This window comes from Rhodococcus sp. MPR-R1B, from assembly GCF_058793255.1.
This window is the reverse complement of record NZ_JBXAFO010000026.1, coordinates 1-19,431: the sequence shown is the minus strand read 5'-3', so window position 1 is coordinate 19,431 and position 19,431 is coordinate 1. Positions and strand designations below refer to the sequence as shown.

The window sequence follows — 19,431 nt, the reverse complement described above, 5'->3', positions numbered from 1 at the left end:
CACCATGTACTTGGATTTGTCGGAGGAGTCGAAGACTCTGCGCAAGGAATTGCGGGCGTACTTCGCGGAGATCATCAACGACGAAGACCGCCGTGCTCTCGTGGATCAGACCGAAGGCGGCCCCGTCTTCGATCGCATTCTGCGCCGAATGGGTAAAGACGGTTGGCTGGGCTTGGGGTGGCCGGAGGAATTCGGCGGTCGGGGCGAGAACCCCGAAGCTCTGTACGTGTTCTACGACGAGGTGATTCGCGCCAATGCGCCGCTGTCGCTGGTCACGCTGAACACCGTCGGACCCGCTCTGATCAAGCACGGGACGCAAGCTCAGAAGGACTTCTTCCTGCGTCCGATCCTGGCGGGCGAGTTGATCTTTGCCATCGGCTACACCGAACCCAATGCGGGCACCGACCTCGCGGCACTCGAAACACGCGCCCGCATCGAGGGTGACGAGCTTGTCATCAACGGCAACAAGATCTTCACCAGTGCCGGTGTGTTTGCCGACTGGGTCTGGCTTGCCGTTCGTACTGATCCTGACGCGCCTGCGCATCAGGGTATTTCCGTGGTCCTGGTGCCGACCAGCTCGCCGGGTTTCTCGGTCACCGAAATTCACACCGTGGGTGGAATCAGCACTTCGGCAACCTATTACGAAGATGTTCGGGTACCGATCACCAATGTCGTCGGTGAGCTCAATCAAGGGTGGAAGCTCATCACCAACCAGCTCAACCACGAACGTGTTGCCCTGGCCGCACGCGGTGGCATCGCCAACGAACTCTTCGCCGAGGTGGTCGAGTGGGCAAAGACGGAACCCGCCGGTGACGGCCACGTCTACGACATCGGCTGGGTACGTGAGAAATTGGCGGAAGTCTACGCGCTGCTCAGTGCTGCCGACCTGATGAACCTGCGACTGGTGGCGGACGTCGCCGCCAACACCTTGGGCGGCGGGGATTCGGCCGCGGCCAAGATCTTCGGTACCGAAGCCGTCGTCAGTGCGTACGGCATGCTGCAGGAAGTGCTGGGCGCCAAGGGCTTACTGCGCCCCGGCACACCCGGAGCGGTACTGGAAGGGCGGGTCGAGAACCTGGGTCGACGCGCCCAGAACAACACCTTCGGCGGTGGTACCAACGAAGTGATGCGTGAAATTGTCGCCGCAAAATGTCTGGGCATGGCGCTTGCTGCGCGTCGCCGGCCCGCTGCACAGAACGAAAAGAGCTGACATGGAATTCGAATTCGACGACAACTTGTCCGCCGTGCGGGATCTGAGTGAATCGATCTTCTCGGCGAAGTCCGGAGTGGACCGACTGCGGGAAGTGGAGGGCGCCGGCGGTTTCGACGCCGAACTGTGGAAGCTCCTCGCCGACTCCGACGTTCTGGGAATTCCTCTGCCAGAGGAAGTCGGGGGAGCGGGACTCGGAATGCTAGGCCTGGCAGCGGTGCTCGAACAACAAGGCCGCCGGGTCGCCCAGGTGCCGCTCTGGTCGGTGATTTCGACGGCAGCGCTGCCGATTGCCGAGTTCGGCAGTACGGAGCAGAAAGCGTCGTGGCTTCCGGGACTGCTCGACGGCTCGGTGATCGTCACCGGCGCCTTCGACACCGGCTACAACACCGAGACGGCAGTTCGCGCCGAGCCGGCTCCTGACGGCTGGGTTCTGTCGGGCCACGTCGACTCCGTACCGGCCGCCGAGTTCGCTGCCGCACTGGTGGTTCCGGTGACGATGCCGGACGGCAGTGTCACCGTGATGATCGTGCCGACGGACCGGGACGCGCTGGTGCGTACACCGCTTGCGGTGACGAACCGCGAGAGCAACAGCGCTGTGCAGTTCGACGGGGTTGCGGTTACTGCAGCTGACGCACTTCCCGCGGACGGCGCGGTGGTTCGAGACTGGACGTTACGACGTGCGCGGGTCGCTCTGGCGGCCCTGTCTACCGGCGTGTGCGAGGAAGCGCTGGGGATGACGGCCAAATACACCTCCGAGCGAGTGCAATTCGGTCGTCCACTCTCGACCAACCAGGCAGTTGCCGTCCGGGCCGCCGACGCGTACCTCGACACCGAGAGCACAAGATTGACCACCCACCGCGCTGCCTGGCTGATGGACAGCGGAGTCGAGAGTGAAGCGGAAGCGGCTGCGCTGGTCGCCAAATGGTGGGCGTCGCGCGGCGGTTTGCGCGTGGTGCACGCGACCCAGCACATGCACGGCGGAATCGGCGCGGATGTCGACTATCCGATTCACCGCTATTTCCTGTGGGGACGGCAGATCGCCTTCACTTTGGGGAGCGCGGGGGCGATAGGCGCCGAACTCGCCGATCAGTTGGAGATCCGAGCCCAGATCGGGGCGTCGGCGTGAATATCTGAGACGACAGGTTCCAGTCACGGGCAGCGCGTCGGCAATCATCGCGCTACTCTGCCCTTCGTGAATCGCACCAGTTCGTTCATCAGGCCGTTGGTTCCGCGGGACCCGCACGAGCCGCACCGGGTGGCGACGCCGCTCGAACTGCTCACCGACCTCTGCTTCGTCGTGGCGGTCGCTCAAGCGGCCACCGGTCTGCACCACGCGATCAGCGAAGGGCACGTGGCTTCGGGCGTCGGGCACTTCGCGATGGCGTTTTTCGCGATCTGGTGGACGTGGCTGAATTTCACGTGGTTCACCTCGGCGTACGACAACGACGACGGAATCGCCCGGCTGCTGACCATATTCCAGATCCTCGGATCGCTGGTCCTTGCAGCCGGCATCGTCCGCTTCTTCAACGACGACGCCCTGCTGATCATCGTCGGCTACGTCATCATGCGAATAGCACTGGTCATCCAATGGCTCAGGGTCTCGCGGAACGACCCCGAGCATGCGCTCACGGCGCGTCGATACGCTCTCGGAATAGTGTTGGTCCAGATCGGTTGGATCGGTTTCTACTTCGTGCCGTCCGCCGTTTACGTCCCGACGTTCCTGGTGTTGGTTCTGTGCGAATTCGCGGTACCGATCTGGTCGGAGAAGCCGGGCATGACGCCGTGGCACCCGCATCACATCGCGGAGCGGTACTCGTTGTTCTTCATCATCGTTCTGGGCGAGACGATCCTTTCGACCACCATCGCGATTCAGGACGCGGTCGACGGTGAGCATCCGGCAGCGCAGGTCACCTACGTCGTGATCGGCGGCATTCTGATTGTCTTCAGCCTGTGGTGGTTGTACTTCCAACGCAATGCAGGCGAAGTGATCGGCGGTGACAACGTCTCACCCTTCGTCTGGGGGTTCGGTCACTACTTCATCTTCGCCGCCGCTGCCGCCATCGGTGCGGGGTTGGCCTCGCGCGTCGACTTCTGGACTCATCACGGTGACGGCAGCGCGTTGGTGACGGGTGCTGCCGTCACCGTTCCGGTCGCGGTCATCCTTGCCGCCTTGTGGTTCATCCACATTCGACTACACGACTCCTCGGTACGCACCCTCGTGCCGTTCTCGGTCGCGATAGTCGTCGTGCTCGGTGGTACCTACACCGCGGTGCCCGAACTGGTCGCGGGACTGGCCTGCGCCGCGCTGTTAGCCGTGGAACTGATTCTGACCGAGGGCAAATCCGAAACCGTCTGAACCGGGTCAGCGAATCGCGAGTCGCTCCTTGCGGAGCTTGTCGACCTCGGGCAGATGCAGGGGTTCAAGCTCGTTCACACCCAAGGCGCGCATGAGCAGGAGGTCCGCGAGTTCGGGGTTGCGAGCCAAAGCGGGTCCGTGCATGTACGTCCCGATCACCGAACCCTGCACGACGCCTTCGAATCCGTCGCCGACGCCGTTTCCGACACCATGGGTGACACGTGCGAATCCAGAGGCTGAGCTACCCAGAGTTGTTCCGCCGCGGTGATTCTCGAAACCTGAGAGGGGCGCGGTGAGTCCGTCGATCAGCGGCTTCGTGATGACTTCGCCGATGGAACGCTTCTCCTGCGGCGAGGTTGTGACGTCGAGCATCGAGACACCGTCGACGCGTTCGCCGCTGGAGGTTTCGTACCAGTTGCCGAGCACCTGAATGGCAGCGCAGATCGCCAGAACCGGTGCGCCACGCTCTGCGGCGCGTTGCAGACCAGGGTATTTCGCGAGGTGACGCGTTGCGAGGCGCTGAGCGGAATCCTCGGCGCCACCCAACGTGTACACGTCGAGCGAATCGGGGACCGGATCGCTGAGGGTGATGTCCACGATTTCGGCGTCGTAGCCGCGCATCCGCAGACGCTGACGCAGGATCAGGGCATTGCCGCCGTCGCCGTAGGTGCCCATGACGTCGGGGAGTACCAGACCGATGCGAACTGTCGAGTCAGACATTGCGAGACTCCTTCGCGATGGCAGTGTTGAGGTCACGGAAGGCCGTGTAGTTCGCCAGTACCTCCACACGTCCGGGAGGGCAGGAAGCGATGGCGCGCAACGGGTCCGGGTCGAGAGTGTGCTCGACGCCCGCGTACGTGAGGCGAACTGCCAGATCTGTTCCGCGTTCACCGGCGGCCACTACCTTGACACCTTCGAAGTGCTCGAACTTCACGTCCCACAGCCAGGAGAGGTCCTCGCCGTCCGGCACCTGACCGTTCACCGCGATGACCAGACCGTCCACCGTGGGATCGATCATCGACAGCGCTTCCTGCCAGCCGGCGGGATTCTTCGCGAGCAGCATGTGAACGGAGTGCGGTCCGACCTCGACGGTGCTGTATCGACCTGCGACTTCTTGAACCGTCGATGCGGCGGCAACTGCCCCGACCGGATCTGCACCCAAAGCCGCTGCAGCCGCTACGGCCTGAGCTGCGTTGCCGCGGTTGGCTTTTCCGGGGAGGGTCAACGTCATCGGAATCTTCAGGCCGTCGGGGCCGTAGAGATTGTCGTCGTCGAGCCACCAGGTCGGCTCGGGCCGCGCGAAGTCGGAACCGGTACTGCGCCAGTGCTTTCCCTCCCACACGATGGGTTCGCCGGTGCGCGGGCAGCTGACGGAATCGCCGGCCCAACCGCCGCCGGCAGCAACCCACACGACGTTGGTGGCGTCGTATGCCACGGAGGTGACCAGTACGTCGTCGCAGTTGGCGACGATCACCGCATTCGGATGCGCGTTGACGCACGCGCGCAGTTTCCGTTCGATCATGTTGATCTCGCCGACCCGGTCGAGCTGATCGCGGCTGAGATTCAGCAGCACGATCACTTCCGGGTTCACGGCGTCGGCTACGTGGGGGACGTGCAGTTCGTCGACCTCGAGTGCCGCCAGCGTCGCATCGGTACGCGCGGCCAGGGCGGCCACGATCCCGGCATCCATGTTGGCGCCGTCGGCCTGCGTGGCGACGTCACCGAGTGTCGCGAGCGCTGCGGCGGTCATACGTGTGGTCGTCGACTTGCCGTTGGTGCCGGTGACCACGACGGTGCGCTTGCCGCGTCCGAGCTGAGTCATGAGCGTCGGGTCGATCTTGAGGGCGATCAGCCCGCCGATCATCGAACCCTTGCCGCGACCGGCCTTCTGCGATGCCCAAGATGCTGCTGCGGCAGCTCGCATGGCGAGCTTTCCGCGCGCTGTGATCGATAGTCCAGTTCCCACGGCCCGAGTTTGGCACAGGGCGTCGTCAGACGCCGAGTCGCGCCGGTGGTGAGGCTGCAGGTGTGTCCGAGAAAACAGTGTTCGCGGGCTTACGCCTCATCTGTGCGGCACTCGCTCCGGCGATCACGATGACCGCCCCGACCAGTGACAACGGGCTCGGATCCTCGTGCAGGAACAGCCAGGACGCGCCGATTCCCACGACTGGCACCAGCAAGGAGAGCGGCGCCACCATGCCGGCGGGATAGCGGCCCATGAGCATCGTCCAGAGCCCGGATCCGGCGATGGTGCCGAGCAGAATGATGTAGGCCAGTCCGACCAGCGACGGCCAGGCGTCGGCGCTGAATGCGGTGCCGAGTGCGTGCCAGCCGACTGTGGGGCCTTCGACCACGGCTGACAGTGCGAGCATCGGTAACGGCGGGATGACACACATCCACAACATCAAGCGCATCGGTGCAGGCTCGCCGACGGTGTTCGCCGCAGCCAAGCGGCTGCCGAGATTGCCGAACGCCCAGGACAGGCCGCCGAGGAGTGTGAGGACGACGGGCAGCAGTGCCGCGTGGTGCGAGCGGTCCCAGCCGATCAAGGACATCCCGCCAACGGCGACGGCGATACCGGAGACCTGCCAGACGCTGAGCTTCTCGCGGAGCAGGAAAGCGCCGAGTAGGACGGTGAACGGTGCTGACGACTGCAGGACAAGTGATGCAAGGCCCGTCGGCATCCCCGAATGCATCGCCCAGAAGAGGAAGACGAACTGGCCGAATCCGAAACCGAATCCGTAGAGCAGCAGCCAGCGGAGCGGCACCTGTGGACGCGGCACGAAGATGACCACCGGAATCGCGATGATCAGAAACCGCAGCGCTGCGAAGAAGAACGGCGGGAAATGATCCAGGCCGACGCGAATGGCCAGGAAGTTCAGACCCCACAAGACGATCACGGTCAGGCCGAGGAGACGGTCGCGGGGAGTCATGCGTTAATCGTGAGCCGTACGAAGCATCAGAACAAGCGAATATAGATGCACTATCCATGTAGTTTTGCTACATGGATATTCGTCACCGTATGGATGCCACGCGCCTGCGAATCCTCCGCGAGCTCGCCGACCGAGGAACCGTCGGCGCTACTGCTCTCGCCCTCTCGATGACGCCGTCCGCCGTCTCGCAACAACTCAAGATCCTCGGACGAGAAGCGGGGGTCTCGCTCCTCGAACCGGACGGGCGCACGCTGCGCCTCACCGACGCGGGCAGAGCGCTGGTGCTTCGCGCCGACGACGTGGTGGCGGCGCTAGACCGGGCGGCGGACGAGATGGCGTCGTACCGAGGCTCGCCGCGGGGAAAGGTGCGAGTCGCGTTCTTTCCCTCCGGCGCGGCGCTCCTGCTGCCCGGTGTCCTGACGGCGCTGAAGAACTCGGACGTGGACATCGACGCCTACGACGTCGACAAACCGGCGTCGGCCGTCCCTGGGCTGTTGGCCGATCACGATGTGATCCTCACTCACCGTGACGAACGCGGAGCCGAGACGTCGTTTCCCCGGGTCAGCGTGCAACCGCTGATGCGTGAACCGATCGATCTGGTGCTGCGGCCTGATCATCCACTCGCCGAGCAGGATTCGGTCCGGCTGGAACAATTGGCCGACGAGAACTGGATAAGCGTGCGCGGCGGGTTTCCGGTCGACGACGTTCTGCTGTCGGTTGCGTCGGTAACCGGCGTCCAGCCTCGCGTCGCTCATCGGATCAACGATTTCCGCGTCATCGAAGAACTGGTGGCGGCGGGCCACGGCGTGGCTTTGATGCCGCGATACGCGATCACGCATCCCGGAGTGTCGAGGAAACCGGTGGCGGGAGTGCGCGCTGCACGAGTTTATGAATTGGCAACTCGGTTACACGCCAACCGCAGTCCGGCTATCGGAGTCGTGCTCGACGCCTTTCGTGACGTCGCGCGTGCTGTCGGTGAATGAAGGCTGTCGGTGAATGAAGGGCCGTTGGTGAATGAACGGCTGTCGGTGAATGGGCAGCTGTTGGTGAATGAACACAAAACGGGAGCGACACGATTAGTGTCGCTCCCGTTTCGGTAGTGCAATCCTCACGGTTTAGTGAGGGTCGCTTAGTGAGGGCCGGTATCAGGCGAGAGCCTTGGCCTTCAGTGCTGCGAATTCTTCTTCACTGATGGTGCCGGCGTCGAGAAGTGCCTTTGCATCTGCGATGGATTCGGCCGGGGACTTTCCGGCAACCTCACGGATGTAGCTGTCCTGTGCGTTCTTGACCTGCTGCGCAGCCTCGAGGGACCGCTGTGCCATTCCGTCACTGCGAACGATCAGGTAGACGAGCGAGGTGAGCAGCGGAATGAAGAACAGGAAGACGATCCAGATTGCCTTCACCCAGCCGGAGGTCTTGTGATCGCGGAACAGGTCGGTGATGATCGAGAAGAGCAGGATCAAGTACGCGATGAACGCGAAGCTGATGATGATCAGCCAGAGGAAGTCCCAAAAGGAATCCATTGTCGAGCTCCATTTCACAAGTCGGATTTGTCTGAGCTGACTATCTCACGCGCACGTGGCGTCTGCATCATCCTCGATGGGTGAATTCTTTTTGTTAACTTCGCTAACCGACTCTTTCGGGACCAATGTCATGCCGAATCGAAAACATCGACCGAAAATCTTCAGTGCTCTGAAAACGACCCTGGCCCCACCCGAAAATCGGGTGAGACCAGGGATTGTTCACGAGTCAGGAGCTGAGTGTCAGCTGGCGCGGTTCACTGCCGAGACCACAGCGCGCAGCGAGGCCGTCGTGATCGACGTGGCGATACCCACACCCCAGACGACGGTGCTCTGACCCTCCGGGCCCGTCACGGCGCACTCGACGTAGGCCGCGGCCTGGGCGTCGTCACCGGCGGACATCGCGTGCTCGGAGTAGTCGAGGACACGAACGTCGAAGTTGATGCTTCCCAGCGCGTCGACGAAGGCAGCGAGTGGGCCGTTGCCGGTACCCGAGATCTCCTGCTCCTTGCCGTTCACCTTGACGATCGCGGTGATCGCATCGGTGCCGCCGTCCTCCTCGGACGCGGTGACCTTCTGCTTCATGCGCTCGAGCGGGGTGATGGGAGCGAGGTACTCCTCGTGGAAGACATCCCACATTTCCTTCGGCGAGACCTCGCCGCCCTCGCCGTCGGTGATCTTCTGGACCGACTGCGAGAACTCGACCTGCAGACGACGCGGCAGCACCAGACCGTGATCGGCCTTCATGATGTATGCGACGCCGCCCTTGCCGGACTGCGAGTTCACACGGATGACGGCCTCGTAGCTGCGGCCGACGTCCTTCGGGTCGATCGGCAGGTAGGGGACCTGCCAGAGAATGTCGTCGACGTCGGAGTTCTGGCTGTCGGCGTCGACCTTCATGGCGTCGAGGCCCTTGTTGATCGCGTCCTGGTGGCTGCCGGAGAACGCGGTGTAGACCAGGTCGCCGCCGTACGGATGACGCTCGTGGACGGGCAGCTGGTTGCAGTACTCGACCGTGCGACGGATCTCGTCGATGTTCGAGAAATCGATCTGCGGGTCGACGCCGCGCGTGAACATGTTCAGAGCGAGAGTGACCAGGCAGACGTTGCCGGTGCGCTCACCGTTGCCGAACAGGCAGCCTTCGATGCGGTCCGCGCCGGCCTGGTAGCCCAGCTCGGCTGCAGCGACACCCGTGCCGCGGTCGTTGTGGGGGTGCAGCGACAGGATGACCGAATCGCGGCGGGCCAGGTTGCGGTGCATCCACTCGATGGAGTCGGCATACACGTTGGGTGTAGCCATCTCGACGGTGGCGGGCAGGTTCAGGATGACCGGGTTCGCCGGCGTCGCACCCAGGGTTTCGGTGACGGCGTCACATACTTCCTTGGCGTACTCGAGCTCGGTGCCGGTGTAGGACTCGGGCGAGTATTCCCAGCGCCAGTTCGTGTCCGGGTACTTCTTCGACTCGGCGAGGACCAGTTCGGCGGCGTCGGTGGCGATCTTCTTGATCGTGTCCTTGTCGGCGCGGAACACGACGCGGCGCTGCAGAATCGAGGTGGAGTTGTAGAAGTGCACGATCGCGTTCTCGGCACCTTCACAGGCCTCGAACGTGCGCTTGATCAGCTCGGGACGCGACTGCGTCAGCACCTGGATGGTGACGTCGGACGGGATGGCGCCGTCCTCGATGATCTCGCGAACGAAATCGAAGTCCGTCTGGCTCGCGGACGGGAAGCCGACCTCGATCTCCTTGTAGCCCATACGAACCAGGAGATCGAACATACGACGCTTGCGCGCCGGGCTCATCGGATCGATCAGCGCCTGGTTGCCGTCGCGCAGGTCAACGGCACACCACTGGGGTGCTCGGTCGATGATCTTGTCCGGCCAGGTGCGGTCGGGCAGCGTGACCGTCTCGACCTCTTCGGCGAACGGGCGGTAGCGGAACGTCGGCATCGACGAGTTCTTCTGCGTGTTCCACGCAGGCTGGTCGGACGGTGCCGGCTTCGTGGGCGGGGTGATGGTGCGAGTGCCGGTGGTGAATGCGTCAGCGGGGGACATGGGTGTGATCTCCAGGATTGTGGACCCGGCCTGTTGACCTGTTGGTCAAGACCATGAGTCCGGAAGGCTTGGTCGACCGGCGCACAAAAACCCCGCGGCGGGAGGCCAGTCTGGATCAGACCCCGTCGCGGCAACCAAGAAGGAGTGCGCGCTGCATGCACAGCACTCTACTCCTGGATTTCGCGAGAAATCGGTGGGGTTCGCCCTCATGTCCAATTTGTCGCCGAATTGTGCTGCCGTTTCGGCCCCGAAAATGGTGGACTGTCGTCCATGGATCCCCGAATCGCCGTGGCGCGCACGTACCTCGACGCGCTCCGCAGTCACGATGGCAGTTCCGTACCGCTGGCTCCGGACGCGGTACGCCACGAGGTCGGGCTCAAGACCGGATTTTCGGGGAATCATTTGCGGCGCAGCCTTTCCGGAGGTCCTCAGTATCGCGTGATCCGCGACATTCGTGAGGTGGAGTGGACGGTCGACGGGGACGACCTGACGGCTGACTACCTCCTCGACGCCGGGTTGTTCGGGCGGAACCTGATGACCGTTCGGGTTACCGAGACCTTCCGGATACCCGCTGACGATCACCGCATTCACCACATCACCGCGAAGATTCGACCGGCGCGCGCCAAGCACACGTGATGCGCTCGATCCGTTGGATCGTCTGTTCACTGCTGATCGTTCTCGCTGGTCTCGGTGCTGCCGGCTCGGTGCTCGCGCTGTTCGTCCACACCCAGGTGAACGACACCGACAGTTACGTCGAGACGGTTGCCCCGTTGGCTTCCGAACCTGCTGTCCAAGCGGCTGTCGTTGATCGGCTGACCGAGGAACTGACGCAGCGGTTGGACCGGTTTCCGCAGGTGGTGACGAGACAAGCCGAGAAACTTGTTCGGGAGGCGGCTCAGTCGTTGGTCTCCAGCGACCAGTTCGCGACGCTCTGGACCGCGGCCAACCGTCAGGCGCACGCGCAACTTGCTGCGATGGTGACCGGCAGAGCCACCGACGGCATCGTTCGGTCCGACGACAGCGGAACAGTCACCTTGTCCCTCGAGCCGATCATGACAGAACTGCGGACGAACCTCCGCGATCGCGGATTCACCGTCGTCGATCGTCTTCCGACGTTCGATCCGCAGTTCGAGATCCTGCAATCCGACGAGCTGGTGCGGGCCCAGGACCTCTCGAACACTCTCGACCGGGCAGCGGCCTGGCTGCCGTGGGTGTCGCTGGCCTGTGCGATCGCGGCCGTCGCAGTTGCGCCGAGGAGAATGCGCGCACTGTCCCTGGTCGGGCTGGCGACGGCGGTGGCGATGATCGCCCTGTTGGTGGCGTTGGCCGTCGTGCGGCGGGTCTATTTACAGAATTCAGACATACCGTCATCTGAGGCGGCAGTCGCGGTGTACGACGCGCTGGCAGTTTCGCTGGTCAGCAGTATTCGCGTGCTTCTCGCCTGCGGAGTTGCCGTCGCGGTGGTCGGTTACGTTGCCGGTGGCTCGCGTTCTGCGACGTTGATGCGATCGCGGATCTCGCAACTGATCCCGCGCGGATCTGAGGCGAACAGCAGTACGCATCGGGAAGTCCCAGGACCACCTCGGTAAGCTCGACCTCTGGTATCTGTAAACAATTTCGACCTGGAGGTAGAAACGCGTGGCTCTCGTCGTCCAGAAGTACGGCGGATCCTCGGTGGCAACCGCCGAGCGCATCCGACGAGTCGCTGAACGGATCGTCGAGACCAAGAAGGCCGGCAATGATGTCGTCGTCGTGGTGTCAGCGATGGGCGATACCACCGATGAGCTGCTCGATCTGGCTCAGCAGGTGTGCCCTTCCCCGCCGGCCCGTGAAATGGACATGCTGCTGACCTCGGGTGAGCGCATCTCCAACTCCTTGGTAGCGATGGCAATTCACTCCCTCGGCGCCGAAGCTCGTTCGTTCTCGGGCTCACAAGCCGGAGTCATCACGACCGGCAGCCACGGAAACGCCAAGATCATCGACGTCACGCCGGGCCGTGTTCGCACTGCGCTGGACGAAGGCTCGATCGTTCTGGTCGCCGGATTCCAAGGCGTCAGCCAGGACAGCAAGGACATCACGACGCTCGGACGCGGTGGCTCGGACACCACTGCCGTGGCGTTGGCAGCTGCACTCAACGCCGACGTCTGCGAGATCTACACCGACGTCGACGGCGTTTTCTCCGCCGATCCGCGCATCGTCCCCGACGCTCACCGCCTCGAGACGGTTTCCTTCGAGGAAATGCTCGAACTCGCAGCGTGTGGTGCCAAGGTGCTCATGCTCCGGTGCGTCGAGTACGCCCGTCGTTACAACGTGCCTGTGCACGTCCGTTCGTCATACACCACCAAGCCCGGAACAATCGTGTCCGGATCGATGGAGGACATTCCTGTGGAAGAGGCCCTGATCACCGGAGTCGCGCACGATCGCGGCGAAGCCAAGATCACCGTTGTCGGATTGCCGGACACACCGGGACACGCTGCCAAGGTGTTCCGCGCAGTCTCCGATGCCGAGATCAACATCGACATGGTGCTGCAGAACATCTCCAAGGTGGAGACCAACAAGACGGACATCACCTTCACGCTTCCGACGGCCGACGGCCCCCGCGCCGTCGAGATCCTGACCAAGCGTCAGGAAGACATCGGCTTCACGCAGATCTTGTTCGACGACCACATCGGCAAGGTTTCCCTGGTCGGCGCCGGAATGCGGAGCCACCCGGGCGTCACCGCCACGTTCTGCGAGGCGCTGGCCAAGGCAGACATCAACATCGACCTCATCTCGACCTCTGAGATCCGCATCTCAGTGCTGGTCAAGGACACCGAATTGGACGACGCTGTACGTGTCATCCACGACGCTTTCGGGCTCGGTGGCGAAGAAGAAGCAGTAGTACACGCTGGAACGGGACGGTAATTTCTCATGACGACTATCGCTGTTGTCGGTGCGACCGGTCAGGTCGGCATCGTCATGCGCACTTTGCTCGAAGAGCGGAACTTCCCCGCGGACAAGGTGCGGTTCTTCGCATCTGCACGCTCCGCCGGTAAGAAGCTGCCCTTCCGCGGCGAAGAGATCATCGTCGAGGATGCGGCCGCCACATCGGATGAGGACCTGAAGGGCATCGACATCGCCCTGTTCTCAGCCGGTGCGACGCTCTCGCGCGCCCAGGCTCCGCGCTTCGCTGCTGCCGGCGCGACCGTTGTCGACAACTCTTCGGCATGGCGCAAGGATCCCGAGGTTCCCCTCGTGGTCAGCGAGGTCAACCCGCAGGACACGAAGAACCTGGTCAAGGGCATTATCGCGAACCCCAACTGCACCACCATGGCAGCGATGCCGGTGCTGAAGGTTCTGCACGACGAAGCGGGTCTGCAGCGTCTGATCGTCTCCAGCTACCAGGCCGTGTCCGGTAGCGGCATCGCCGGCGTCGAGGAACTCCTCGGCCAGGTGCGCGCCGTAGTCGGAGACGCGGAGAAGCTGGTTCACGACGGCAGTGCCGTCGACTTCCCGGCCCCGAACAACTACGTCGCCCCCATCGCGTTCAACGTCCTGCCGCTGGCAGGTTCGCTGGTCGACGACGGAAGCGGCGAGACCGACGAGGATCAGAAGCTCCGCAACGAGAGCCGCAAGATCCTCGGACTTCCCGATCTGTTGGTTTCGGGTACGTGCGTGCGCGTTCCCGTCGTGACCGGGCACTCGCTCGCGATCAACGCAGAGTTCGCCAACCCGCTCTCGGTTGCTCGCGCCAAGGAGATCCTCGCCGACGCTCCGGGCGTCGAGCTGGTCGAGGTTCCGACGCCGCTGGCCGCTGCCGGTGGCAACGCGTCGCTGGTCGGTCGTATCCGTCAGGATCCGGGTGTCCCGGAGGGACGCGGACTCGCGCTCTTCGTTTCGGGCGACAACCTGCGTAAGGGTGCCGCGCTCAACACGATTCAGATTGCCGAGCTGTTGGTCGGCTAGATCTTTCGTTCGGTACCGGCCCCGCACCTAGGTGTGGGGCCGGTGTCGTTTCGACAGGCGCTCTAGTCGAGTTCGGAAATGGCGACCAGGCCACCGAGGTACTCGGCATCCGAATACGCTTTGGCGAGTAGCGCTCCGAGCTCACCGAGAGCTCCGTTGTCGCTGCCGTACGCAACAAACATGCCCGCTTCGGGATCGGTGCCGAAGCGGCCCTCCAGATGCGGTGCATCGCGGCCTACCACTGCGTGGGCGACCGACGCCCAGTCGTAACCGGAGCCTTCGAAACCCTCTACCTGCTCGAATATCGATGCCACCTTGCCGAAATGCTGGTCGGTGAGCATCAGTGACCAGTTGCCCGGAGACGTTTCGAAAAGCTGTAGCGGTTCGATCGATGGTGATGTCATGCGTGTATTGAAGCAGATCCGACCGACAGGTTTCAGTCGGCCGCTAACGCCCGACCGATTGTGCGAGAGCCACGGCAAAACTGGAAAGTCGTTCTCGGGTATAGGTTTCGGGATCACTGACGGCCAGTCGTCCGAGCATTTCGGCGAACGACATCATGGTGTGTGCGAGGAGAACCGGATCAAGGCCTTCGAGCTTCGACTCGAGGGCAATCCCGGCGCGGGCCAGTTCTTCGGCGCGGGCGAAGACAGCTCCGCGAGAGAGCTTCAACAAGCCGTGATACTCGCTGGGGGCGTTCTCGACAGACGTCAGAATCAGGCGCCAGCGCGTCGGGTTCTCCAGTACGGCGTCGACGAAGGCGCCGACGGTCCCGGTGTACGACGCCGCTGGGCCGAGTTCGCTCAGATCTGTCGGCATGGTTTCGAGCACCTGAGCGATGGCTCGCTCGTGCTCGCGGCGCAGCAGTGCAGCGACGAGATCGGTCCTGGTATCGAAAATCGTGTAGAGGACGGGCTTGCCGACACCGGCTTCGGCAGCGACGGATTCCATGCTGAGGTTGTGCAGGCCAACGCGGCCGGTGACCTCGAATGCTGCGTCGAGGAGCTGCTCGCGACGTTGCTCGGGCGCCATGCGAGGGGCGTACTTGCGCCGCGGTGTATCCGTTGCGTCAGCTTGTGACCTGGTCATCGTGTGCATCACCTCCGCTCTCACCCTAATCTGCCTGCCACTTCTTCGTGAATAATACGCAACCGTTGTATTCATCGTCTGCAATTGTTACGGTGGCGTTGTATTCGAATGGTGCTCAGTGAGGCGCCTCTGCCGAGATCTCGAGGAGAACAACCGCTATGACAGCGTCGACCTCTTTAGTGCCGAATGATCTGCTGCTCCATCCCTCCACGTACGATCGGCCGGAGTTCGACGCGACCACGCGGAGACTGCTGGGCGCGACCGTCGACTGGTTCGAGGCGCGTGGAAAGAACCGACTCCTGGCCGACTATCACGACAAGATCTTCTACTCCGATTTCCTCGATTTCGCGGCGAAGGAAGGTCTGTTCGCCACATTTCTGACGCCCGCCCGCGACAGTGGTGGCGACTCTGACAAGCGCTGGGATACCAGTCGTATCGCCGCGCTGTCCGAGATCCTCGGCTTCTACGGACTCAACTACTGGTACCCGTGGCAGGTGACCATCCTCGGTCTCGGGCCGGTGTGGCAGAGCGACAACGAGACGGCAAGGGCGCGAGCAGCTTCCGCTTTGGCTTCCGGAGGCGTTGCGGCATTCGGACTGTCCGAGAAAGAGCATGGCGCGGACGTCTACTCCACGGACATGGTCTTGACGCCCAACGGCAGCGGCGGGTACCTGGCCAGCGGTTCGAAGTACTACATCGGAAATGGCAACTGCGCCAACACGGTCTCTGTCTTCGGCCGTGTCGACGGAGTGGAGGGCACTGATCAGTACGTCTTCTTTTACGCCGACTCGGACCATCCGGCATTCACCGTGGTGAAGAACATCGTTCCGGCCCAGATGTACGTAGCGGAGTTCTCACTCGTCGACTATCCCGTTGCGGCAGAGGATATCCTGCATACCGGCGAGGCAGCATTCAGTGCCGCACTCAACACCGTGAACATCGGAAAATTCAACCTGTGTTTCGGCGGAATCGGTATGTCGACTCATGCCTTGTACGAGACGATTACCCACGCGCACAATCGAATCCTGTTCGGCAATCCCGTCACGGCGTTCCCACACGTACGACGTGAATTCGTCGACGCGTACGCGCGCCTGCTGGCGATGAGGCTCTTCTCGGATCGTGCGGTGGACTATTTCCGCACCGCATCGCCCGAGGACCGCCGCTACCTCTTGTTCAATCCTGTCACCAAGATGAAGGTGACAACCGAGGCACAGAAGGTGATCGGACTGCTCTCCGACATCGCTGCGGCAAAGGGCTTCGAGAAGGACAGCTACCTCGCGGTGGCCAAGATGGATGTCGACGGGCTGCCCAAGCTCGAGGGGACCGTCGCCGTCAATCTCGCCCTGATCGCCAAGTTCATGCCGGCGTACCTCTTTGCCCCCGAGTCATTTCCGGCGATTCCGACGCGTAACGACGCAGCCGACGACGAGTTCCTGTTCCGTCAGGGCCCGGCACGGGGGTTGTCCAAGGTTCGATTCGACGACTGGCGAGCGGTATACGCGAAGTTTGCGGATGTTCCCAACGTTGCACTGTTCGTGGAGCAGGCAGAAGCGCTCGTGACCCTTCTAGCCGAAGCTGCACCGGATGCGGCGCAGCAGGTCGACTTGGACTTCGGCCTTGCGATCACCGAACTCTTCACCCTCGTCGTCTACGGCGAGCTGATCCTCGAACAAGCCGAGATCTTGGGATTGGACGAGGGACAGCGGAGCGGTGGGGTGCTGGATCAGATCTTCGATGTCCTGGTCCGCGACTTCAGTGCTGCAGCGGTGGAGTTGTACGGAAAACCCAGCGCCAGTGAAGATCAGCAACGGTTGGCACTCGCATCTATTCGGCGCCCCACGTTCGCGGCGGAGCGATTCGAGTACGTCTGGCAGCAAGTAGTCGCCTTGTCTGGTGCCTACGAAATGAACGGTGCCGGCTCAACGAACGGGGAGGAATGAAATGTCTGAACTGACGATGAATCGACCGCGTGAGGATTACGGCTTCTTCGGCCCAGGATCACCCAGTTGGAAGATCTGGGCCGCGCCGACAGCGCTGATCGGGTTCCAGCGGTCGGTGGTGCTCGAGCACTTCGACCCCTTCTTGGCTGCCGCAGTGGCAGACATGAGCGGGATTTACAGCGATCCGGCCGGGCGACTCGACCGAACCTTGGCGTACTTCCTGACCGTCGCCACTGCCGACGGGCGGACAGCACTGGCGCTGTCCGACCACCTCATGACAGTTCATGCTCAGGCTACGGGCATCGAACCGATCACCGGAACTCGTTACAGCGCAAACAATCCGGCGTCACAACTCTGGATCCACGTGACGGGTTGGCATTCGGTGCTCAAGTGCTACGAGATGTATGGGCCGGGCCCGCTTTCAGCTGTCGAAGAGCAGCGGTACTGGGAAGAATGCGTGATCGCTGCCGAACTACAGACATGCAAGACCTCCGACGTTCCACGCTCCCGAGACGAGGTACGTGAGTACTTCGCTGAAGTCAGGCCCAGATTGTGTACCTCCGAGCGTGCCAACCGGGCGATGCACTACTTGTTGAGAACACCGAGAGCGCAGGGGAAGACGAAGTTCGCGACATTCAGCCGATTGGTCGCGCCGGCCACTATCGCGACTTTGCCCGGCTGGATGCGAACGATGGGTGGGTTCGATCAGCCAGCGTTGTTGGACAGAGCAATTGCGCCCGCGGTGCGAACGGCAGTCCGGTTGGGTAGTTCACCGAAGAACATGACCACTGCTCTGAAAGTCATTGCGCCGATGACGGGCAAGGTGTTGGAGCGCCACCTGCGTGACGAGCAACCCCTGGACCCGAGAGTTGTCACGCCAGCGGAGATTCGGGAGCGATTCCCGCGAGCCGCCAAGGTTGCGCAGGCCGTCTGACGGGTTCGCCACGGTCTGTTGGCACCGCATCGGGGGGATCCCTTCGATGCGGTGCTCGGCCGTGTTCTGTTGTGCCTGAGGTTCGTTCTCAGGTTTTGAATGTGGTGTTCGCTGGGCGCGGTTGCTGCCCGGGGTCGATCGAGGGCGGCGGGATGAACCAGGGTTTGTTGTCGACTCCTATTCGGATTTCCCATTTCCCGACGAACCCTGATTTTCGGTGCATCAGTCGGTGGTGTGAACGGCACAGCAGGACCAGGTTGTTCATCACCGTCGGGCCACCGTTGGCCCAGTGCTTAATGTGGTGCGCATCGGTCCAGGCGGGTACGCACGTGCAGCCGGGGAAGGCGCAGCCCTTGTCTCGGGCGATCAACGCCACTCGCTGTTCGGGGGTGACCAATCGTTTTCCGGGTTTCGCATCGAGCGGTGCGCCGTGATCGTCGAGCAGGACGGTGGACAGGAAACAATCACACCCGAGGAGCCTGGTCTGCGACACCGACAGCGGGCCCAGCCAGGGCATGTGCCCGACATCGAGATCCGATACAGCCATTCCGTCATCAGCAGTGGAGGGTGTTGCGGCGCAGTCCCGGTGCTCGGCGAGATCGCGAGCATTGATGTGCACGTTCACGTGCGGGCGTTGACCACCGTCGGTGCCTGTTTTGGCGCAGTCGAGATAGCGGCGGATCAGTTCGGTGAACCCGTCGGCAGTTCGTTTCGCTGCCGACCGAGCATCCGGGGTTCCATCGGGTGCCGGGGTGGGCATCGTCAGATTCGACAACGCCGACAGCAGCATTTCGCCGGTGAGGGCGTCGAAATCGCCGCGCACCACCACTCGACCGTTCAATGTCGACGCGATCCGCAGCTCATTCCGGTCGACGTCTTCGGCGGGTGGAATTTCATCGGATTCGAAGATTCGCTCCAAGGTCGCGATCACGTTCCGCACTTTCGTGGTCGTCGCTTCCACGCCCGACGCAGCCGCAAGCAGTAGGTCGATACAACGAGGGAGCGCGGCGTCTGGCATGCCTTTCGGCGGTGACTCACAGAACGCCACGATCAACACCGCATGCTCGAACGAACAGTCCCCGCCATCGAACCGAGCCGCCACCGCCGGAAACGGCCGCAAAGCTGCACCCAGCGCGGCGATCTTCTTCCCGTCCCGAACCTGCAGCATCGTGTTGGCCGCCAACCAGGACCCCACACCGCGGCTGGCAATCACCTGATCATCGGAACGCAACGAGAGTTCGTCGACCACGGCCACTCGAACGGCTTCCAGGCGCAGAATCTCCGCGCTCGCCGACACCGCAGCCGCACGTAACTCAGAAGCAGGTAACCGCCACAGACGTCCGCGTAACCCCACCGCAGAACCCGACACCACATCCGACAACAAGACGCTCATTGAACCCCCCCGATCCCCTCCCCAAATCATACTCGAACATGCGTTCGAGTCAAGAG

At 62.8% G+C, this 19,431-nt stretch carries 18 protein-coding genes; 10 read left to right on the top strand and 8 right to left on the bottom strand.

All coding sequences use genetic code 11. The features are described from left to right. Nucleotides 1-4 precede the first annotated feature (4 nt). The 3 genes from AC1Q61_RS26550 to AC1Q61_RS26540 all read left to right on the top strand — a co-directional run bounded on the left by AC1Q61_RS26550 (nt 5) and on the right by AC1Q61_RS26540 (nt 3,569). A complete protein-coding gene (locus AC1Q61_RS26550) occupies nt 5-1,210 on the top strand; it encodes an acyl-CoA dehydrogenase family protein (RefSeq protein ID WP_042922806.1) in 1,206 nt (401 codons plus the stop codon). A 1-nt stretch (nt 1,211) separates the two neighbouring features. After that, nucleotides 1,212-2,339 (top strand): acyl-CoA dehydrogenase family protein, encoded by a 1,128-nt coding sequence (locus AC1Q61_RS26545; RefSeq protein WP_215515605.1) that lies wholly within the window; start codon nt 1,212-1,214, stop codon nt 2,337-2,339. Between the two features lie 66 nt (nt 2,340-2,405). Continuing rightward, nucleotides 2,406-3,569: a low temperature requirement protein A gene (locus AC1Q61_RS26540; RefSeq protein WP_030535704.1), complete on the top strand. Its 1,164-nt coding sequence runs from the start codon at nt 2,406-2,408 to the stop codon at nt 3,567-3,569. Between the two features lie 6 nt (nt 3,570-3,575). On the opposite strand, the gene AC1Q61_RS26535 is transcribed toward AC1Q61_RS26540, so the two are convergent. From AC1Q61_RS26535 to AC1Q61_RS26525, 3 genes are read right to left on the bottom strand one after another with little or no spacing between them, the layout of a single operon-like run. After that, the gene (locus AC1Q61_RS26535; RefSeq protein WP_007731510.1) at nt 3,576-4,289 is read right to left on the bottom strand and encodes a type 1 glutamine amidotransferase; all 714 of its coding nucleotides are present in this window, start codon (nt 4,287-4,289) and stop codon (nt 3,576-3,578) included. Next, complete coding sequence (locus tag AC1Q61_RS26530) at nt 4,282-5,535, bottom strand: Mur ligase family protein (protein ID WP_003943457.1); 1,254 nt, start codon at nt 5,533-5,535, stop codon at nt 4,282-4,284. The genes AC1Q61_RS26535 and AC1Q61_RS26530 overlap by 8 nt, the downstream gene beginning before the upstream one ends. Nucleotides 5,536-5,560: 25 nt before the next feature. Then, on the bottom strand, nt 5,561-6,502 hold the full coding sequence (locus AC1Q61_RS26525) for an EamA family transporter (RefSeq protein ID WP_003943484.1): 942 nt from the start codon (nt 6,500-6,502) through the stop codon (nt 5,561-5,563). A gap of 89 nt (nt 6,503-6,591) precedes the next feature. Here AC1Q61_RS26525 and AC1Q61_RS26520 point away from each other — a divergent pair, with 89 nt between their 5' ends. Next, nucleotides 6,592-7,485, top strand: a complete 894-nt coding sequence (locus AC1Q61_RS26520) for a LysR family transcriptional regulator (RefSeq protein WP_003943476.1) — start codon at nt 6,592-6,594, stop codon at nt 7,483-7,485. A 162-nt stretch (nt 7,486-7,647) separates the two neighbouring features. On the opposite strand, the gene AC1Q61_RS26515 is transcribed toward AC1Q61_RS26520, so the two are convergent. Continuing rightward, entirely contained in the window at nt 7,648-8,025 is a 378-nt protein-coding gene (locus AC1Q61_RS26515) for a PLDc N-terminal domain-containing protein (protein ID WP_003943489.1), read from the bottom strand. Nucleotides 8,026-8,265: 240 nt separating this feature from the next. Beyond that, complete coding sequence (gene leuA, locus AC1Q61_RS26510) at nt 8,266-10,074, bottom strand: 2-isopropylmalate synthase (protein WP_003943488.1); 1,809 nt, start codon at nt 10,072-10,074, stop codon at nt 8,266-8,268. 270 nt (nt 10,075-10,344) lie between these two features. On the opposite strand from leuA, the gene AC1Q61_RS26505 reads away from it, so the two are divergent. The 4 genes from AC1Q61_RS26505 to AC1Q61_RS26490 are packed head-to-tail and all read left to right on the top strand — an operon-like array spanning nt 10,345 to nt 14,019. Further along, nucleotides 10,345-10,710 carry a DUF8021 domain-containing protein gene (locus tag AC1Q61_RS26505; RefSeq protein WP_042922809.1) on the top strand — a complete coding sequence of 122 codons (366 nt, stop codon included), beginning with the start codon at nt 10,345-10,347 and terminating at the stop codon, nt 10,708-10,710. Continuing rightward, complete coding sequence (locus tag AC1Q61_RS26500; protein WP_042922811.1) at nt 10,710-11,663, top strand: hypothetical protein; 954 nt, start codon at nt 10,710-10,712, stop codon at nt 11,661-11,663. The genes AC1Q61_RS26505 and AC1Q61_RS26500 overlap by 1 nt, the downstream gene beginning before the upstream one ends. 49 nt (nt 11,664-11,712) lie before the next feature. Continuing rightward, a complete protein-coding gene (locus AC1Q61_RS26495; protein ID WP_003943494.1) occupies nt 11,713-12,978 on the top strand; it encodes an aspartate kinase in 1,266 nt (421 codons plus the stop codon). Nucleotides 12,979-12,984: 6 nt separating this feature from the next. Next, nucleotides 12,985-14,019, top strand: a complete 1,035-nt coding sequence (locus AC1Q61_RS26490) for an aspartate-semialdehyde dehydrogenase (protein WP_042447794.1) — start codon at nt 12,985-12,987, stop codon at nt 14,017-14,019. Between the two features lie 62 nt (nt 14,020-14,081). On the opposite strand, the gene AC1Q61_RS26485 is transcribed toward AC1Q61_RS26490, so the two are convergent. Next, nucleotides 14,082-14,423, bottom strand: coding sequence for an Imm51 family immunity protein (locus AC1Q61_RS26485; RefSeq protein ID WP_003943507.1), 342 nt, complete (start codon nt 14,421-14,423; stop codon nt 14,082-14,084). A 43-nt stretch (nt 14,424-14,466) separates the two neighbouring features. Further along, nucleotides 14,467-15,117 carry a TetR/AcrR family transcriptional regulator gene (locus AC1Q61_RS26480; protein WP_007731498.1) on the bottom strand — a complete coding sequence of 217 codons (651 nt, stop codon included), beginning with the start codon at nt 15,115-15,117 and terminating at the stop codon, nt 14,467-14,469. A 149-nt stretch (nt 15,118-15,266) separates the two neighbouring features. Here AC1Q61_RS26480 and AC1Q61_RS26475 point away from each other — a divergent pair, with 149 nt between their 5' ends. Further along, the gene (locus tag AC1Q61_RS26475; protein ID WP_215515606.1) at nt 15,267-17,048 is read left to right on the top strand and encodes an acyl-CoA dehydrogenase family protein; all 1,782 of its coding nucleotides are present in this window, start codon (nt 15,267-15,269) and stop codon (nt 17,046-17,048) included. 1 nt (nt 17,049) lies between these two features. Beyond that, the gene (locus AC1Q61_RS26470) at nt 17,050-17,982 is read left to right on the top strand and encodes an oxygenase MpaB family protein (RefSeq protein WP_080961232.1); all 933 of its coding nucleotides are present in this window, start codon (nt 17,050-17,052) and stop codon (nt 17,980-17,982) included. A gap of 88 nt (nt 17,983-18,070) precedes the next feature. Here AC1Q61_RS26470 and AC1Q61_RS26465 read toward each other — a convergent pair whose 3' ends face one another. Then, complete coding sequence (locus AC1Q61_RS26465) at nt 18,071-19,375, bottom strand: HNH endonuclease signature motif containing protein (protein WP_492651245.1); 1,305 nt, start codon at nt 19,373-19,375, stop codon at nt 18,071-18,073. Nucleotides 19,376-19,431 lie beyond the last annotated feature (56 nt).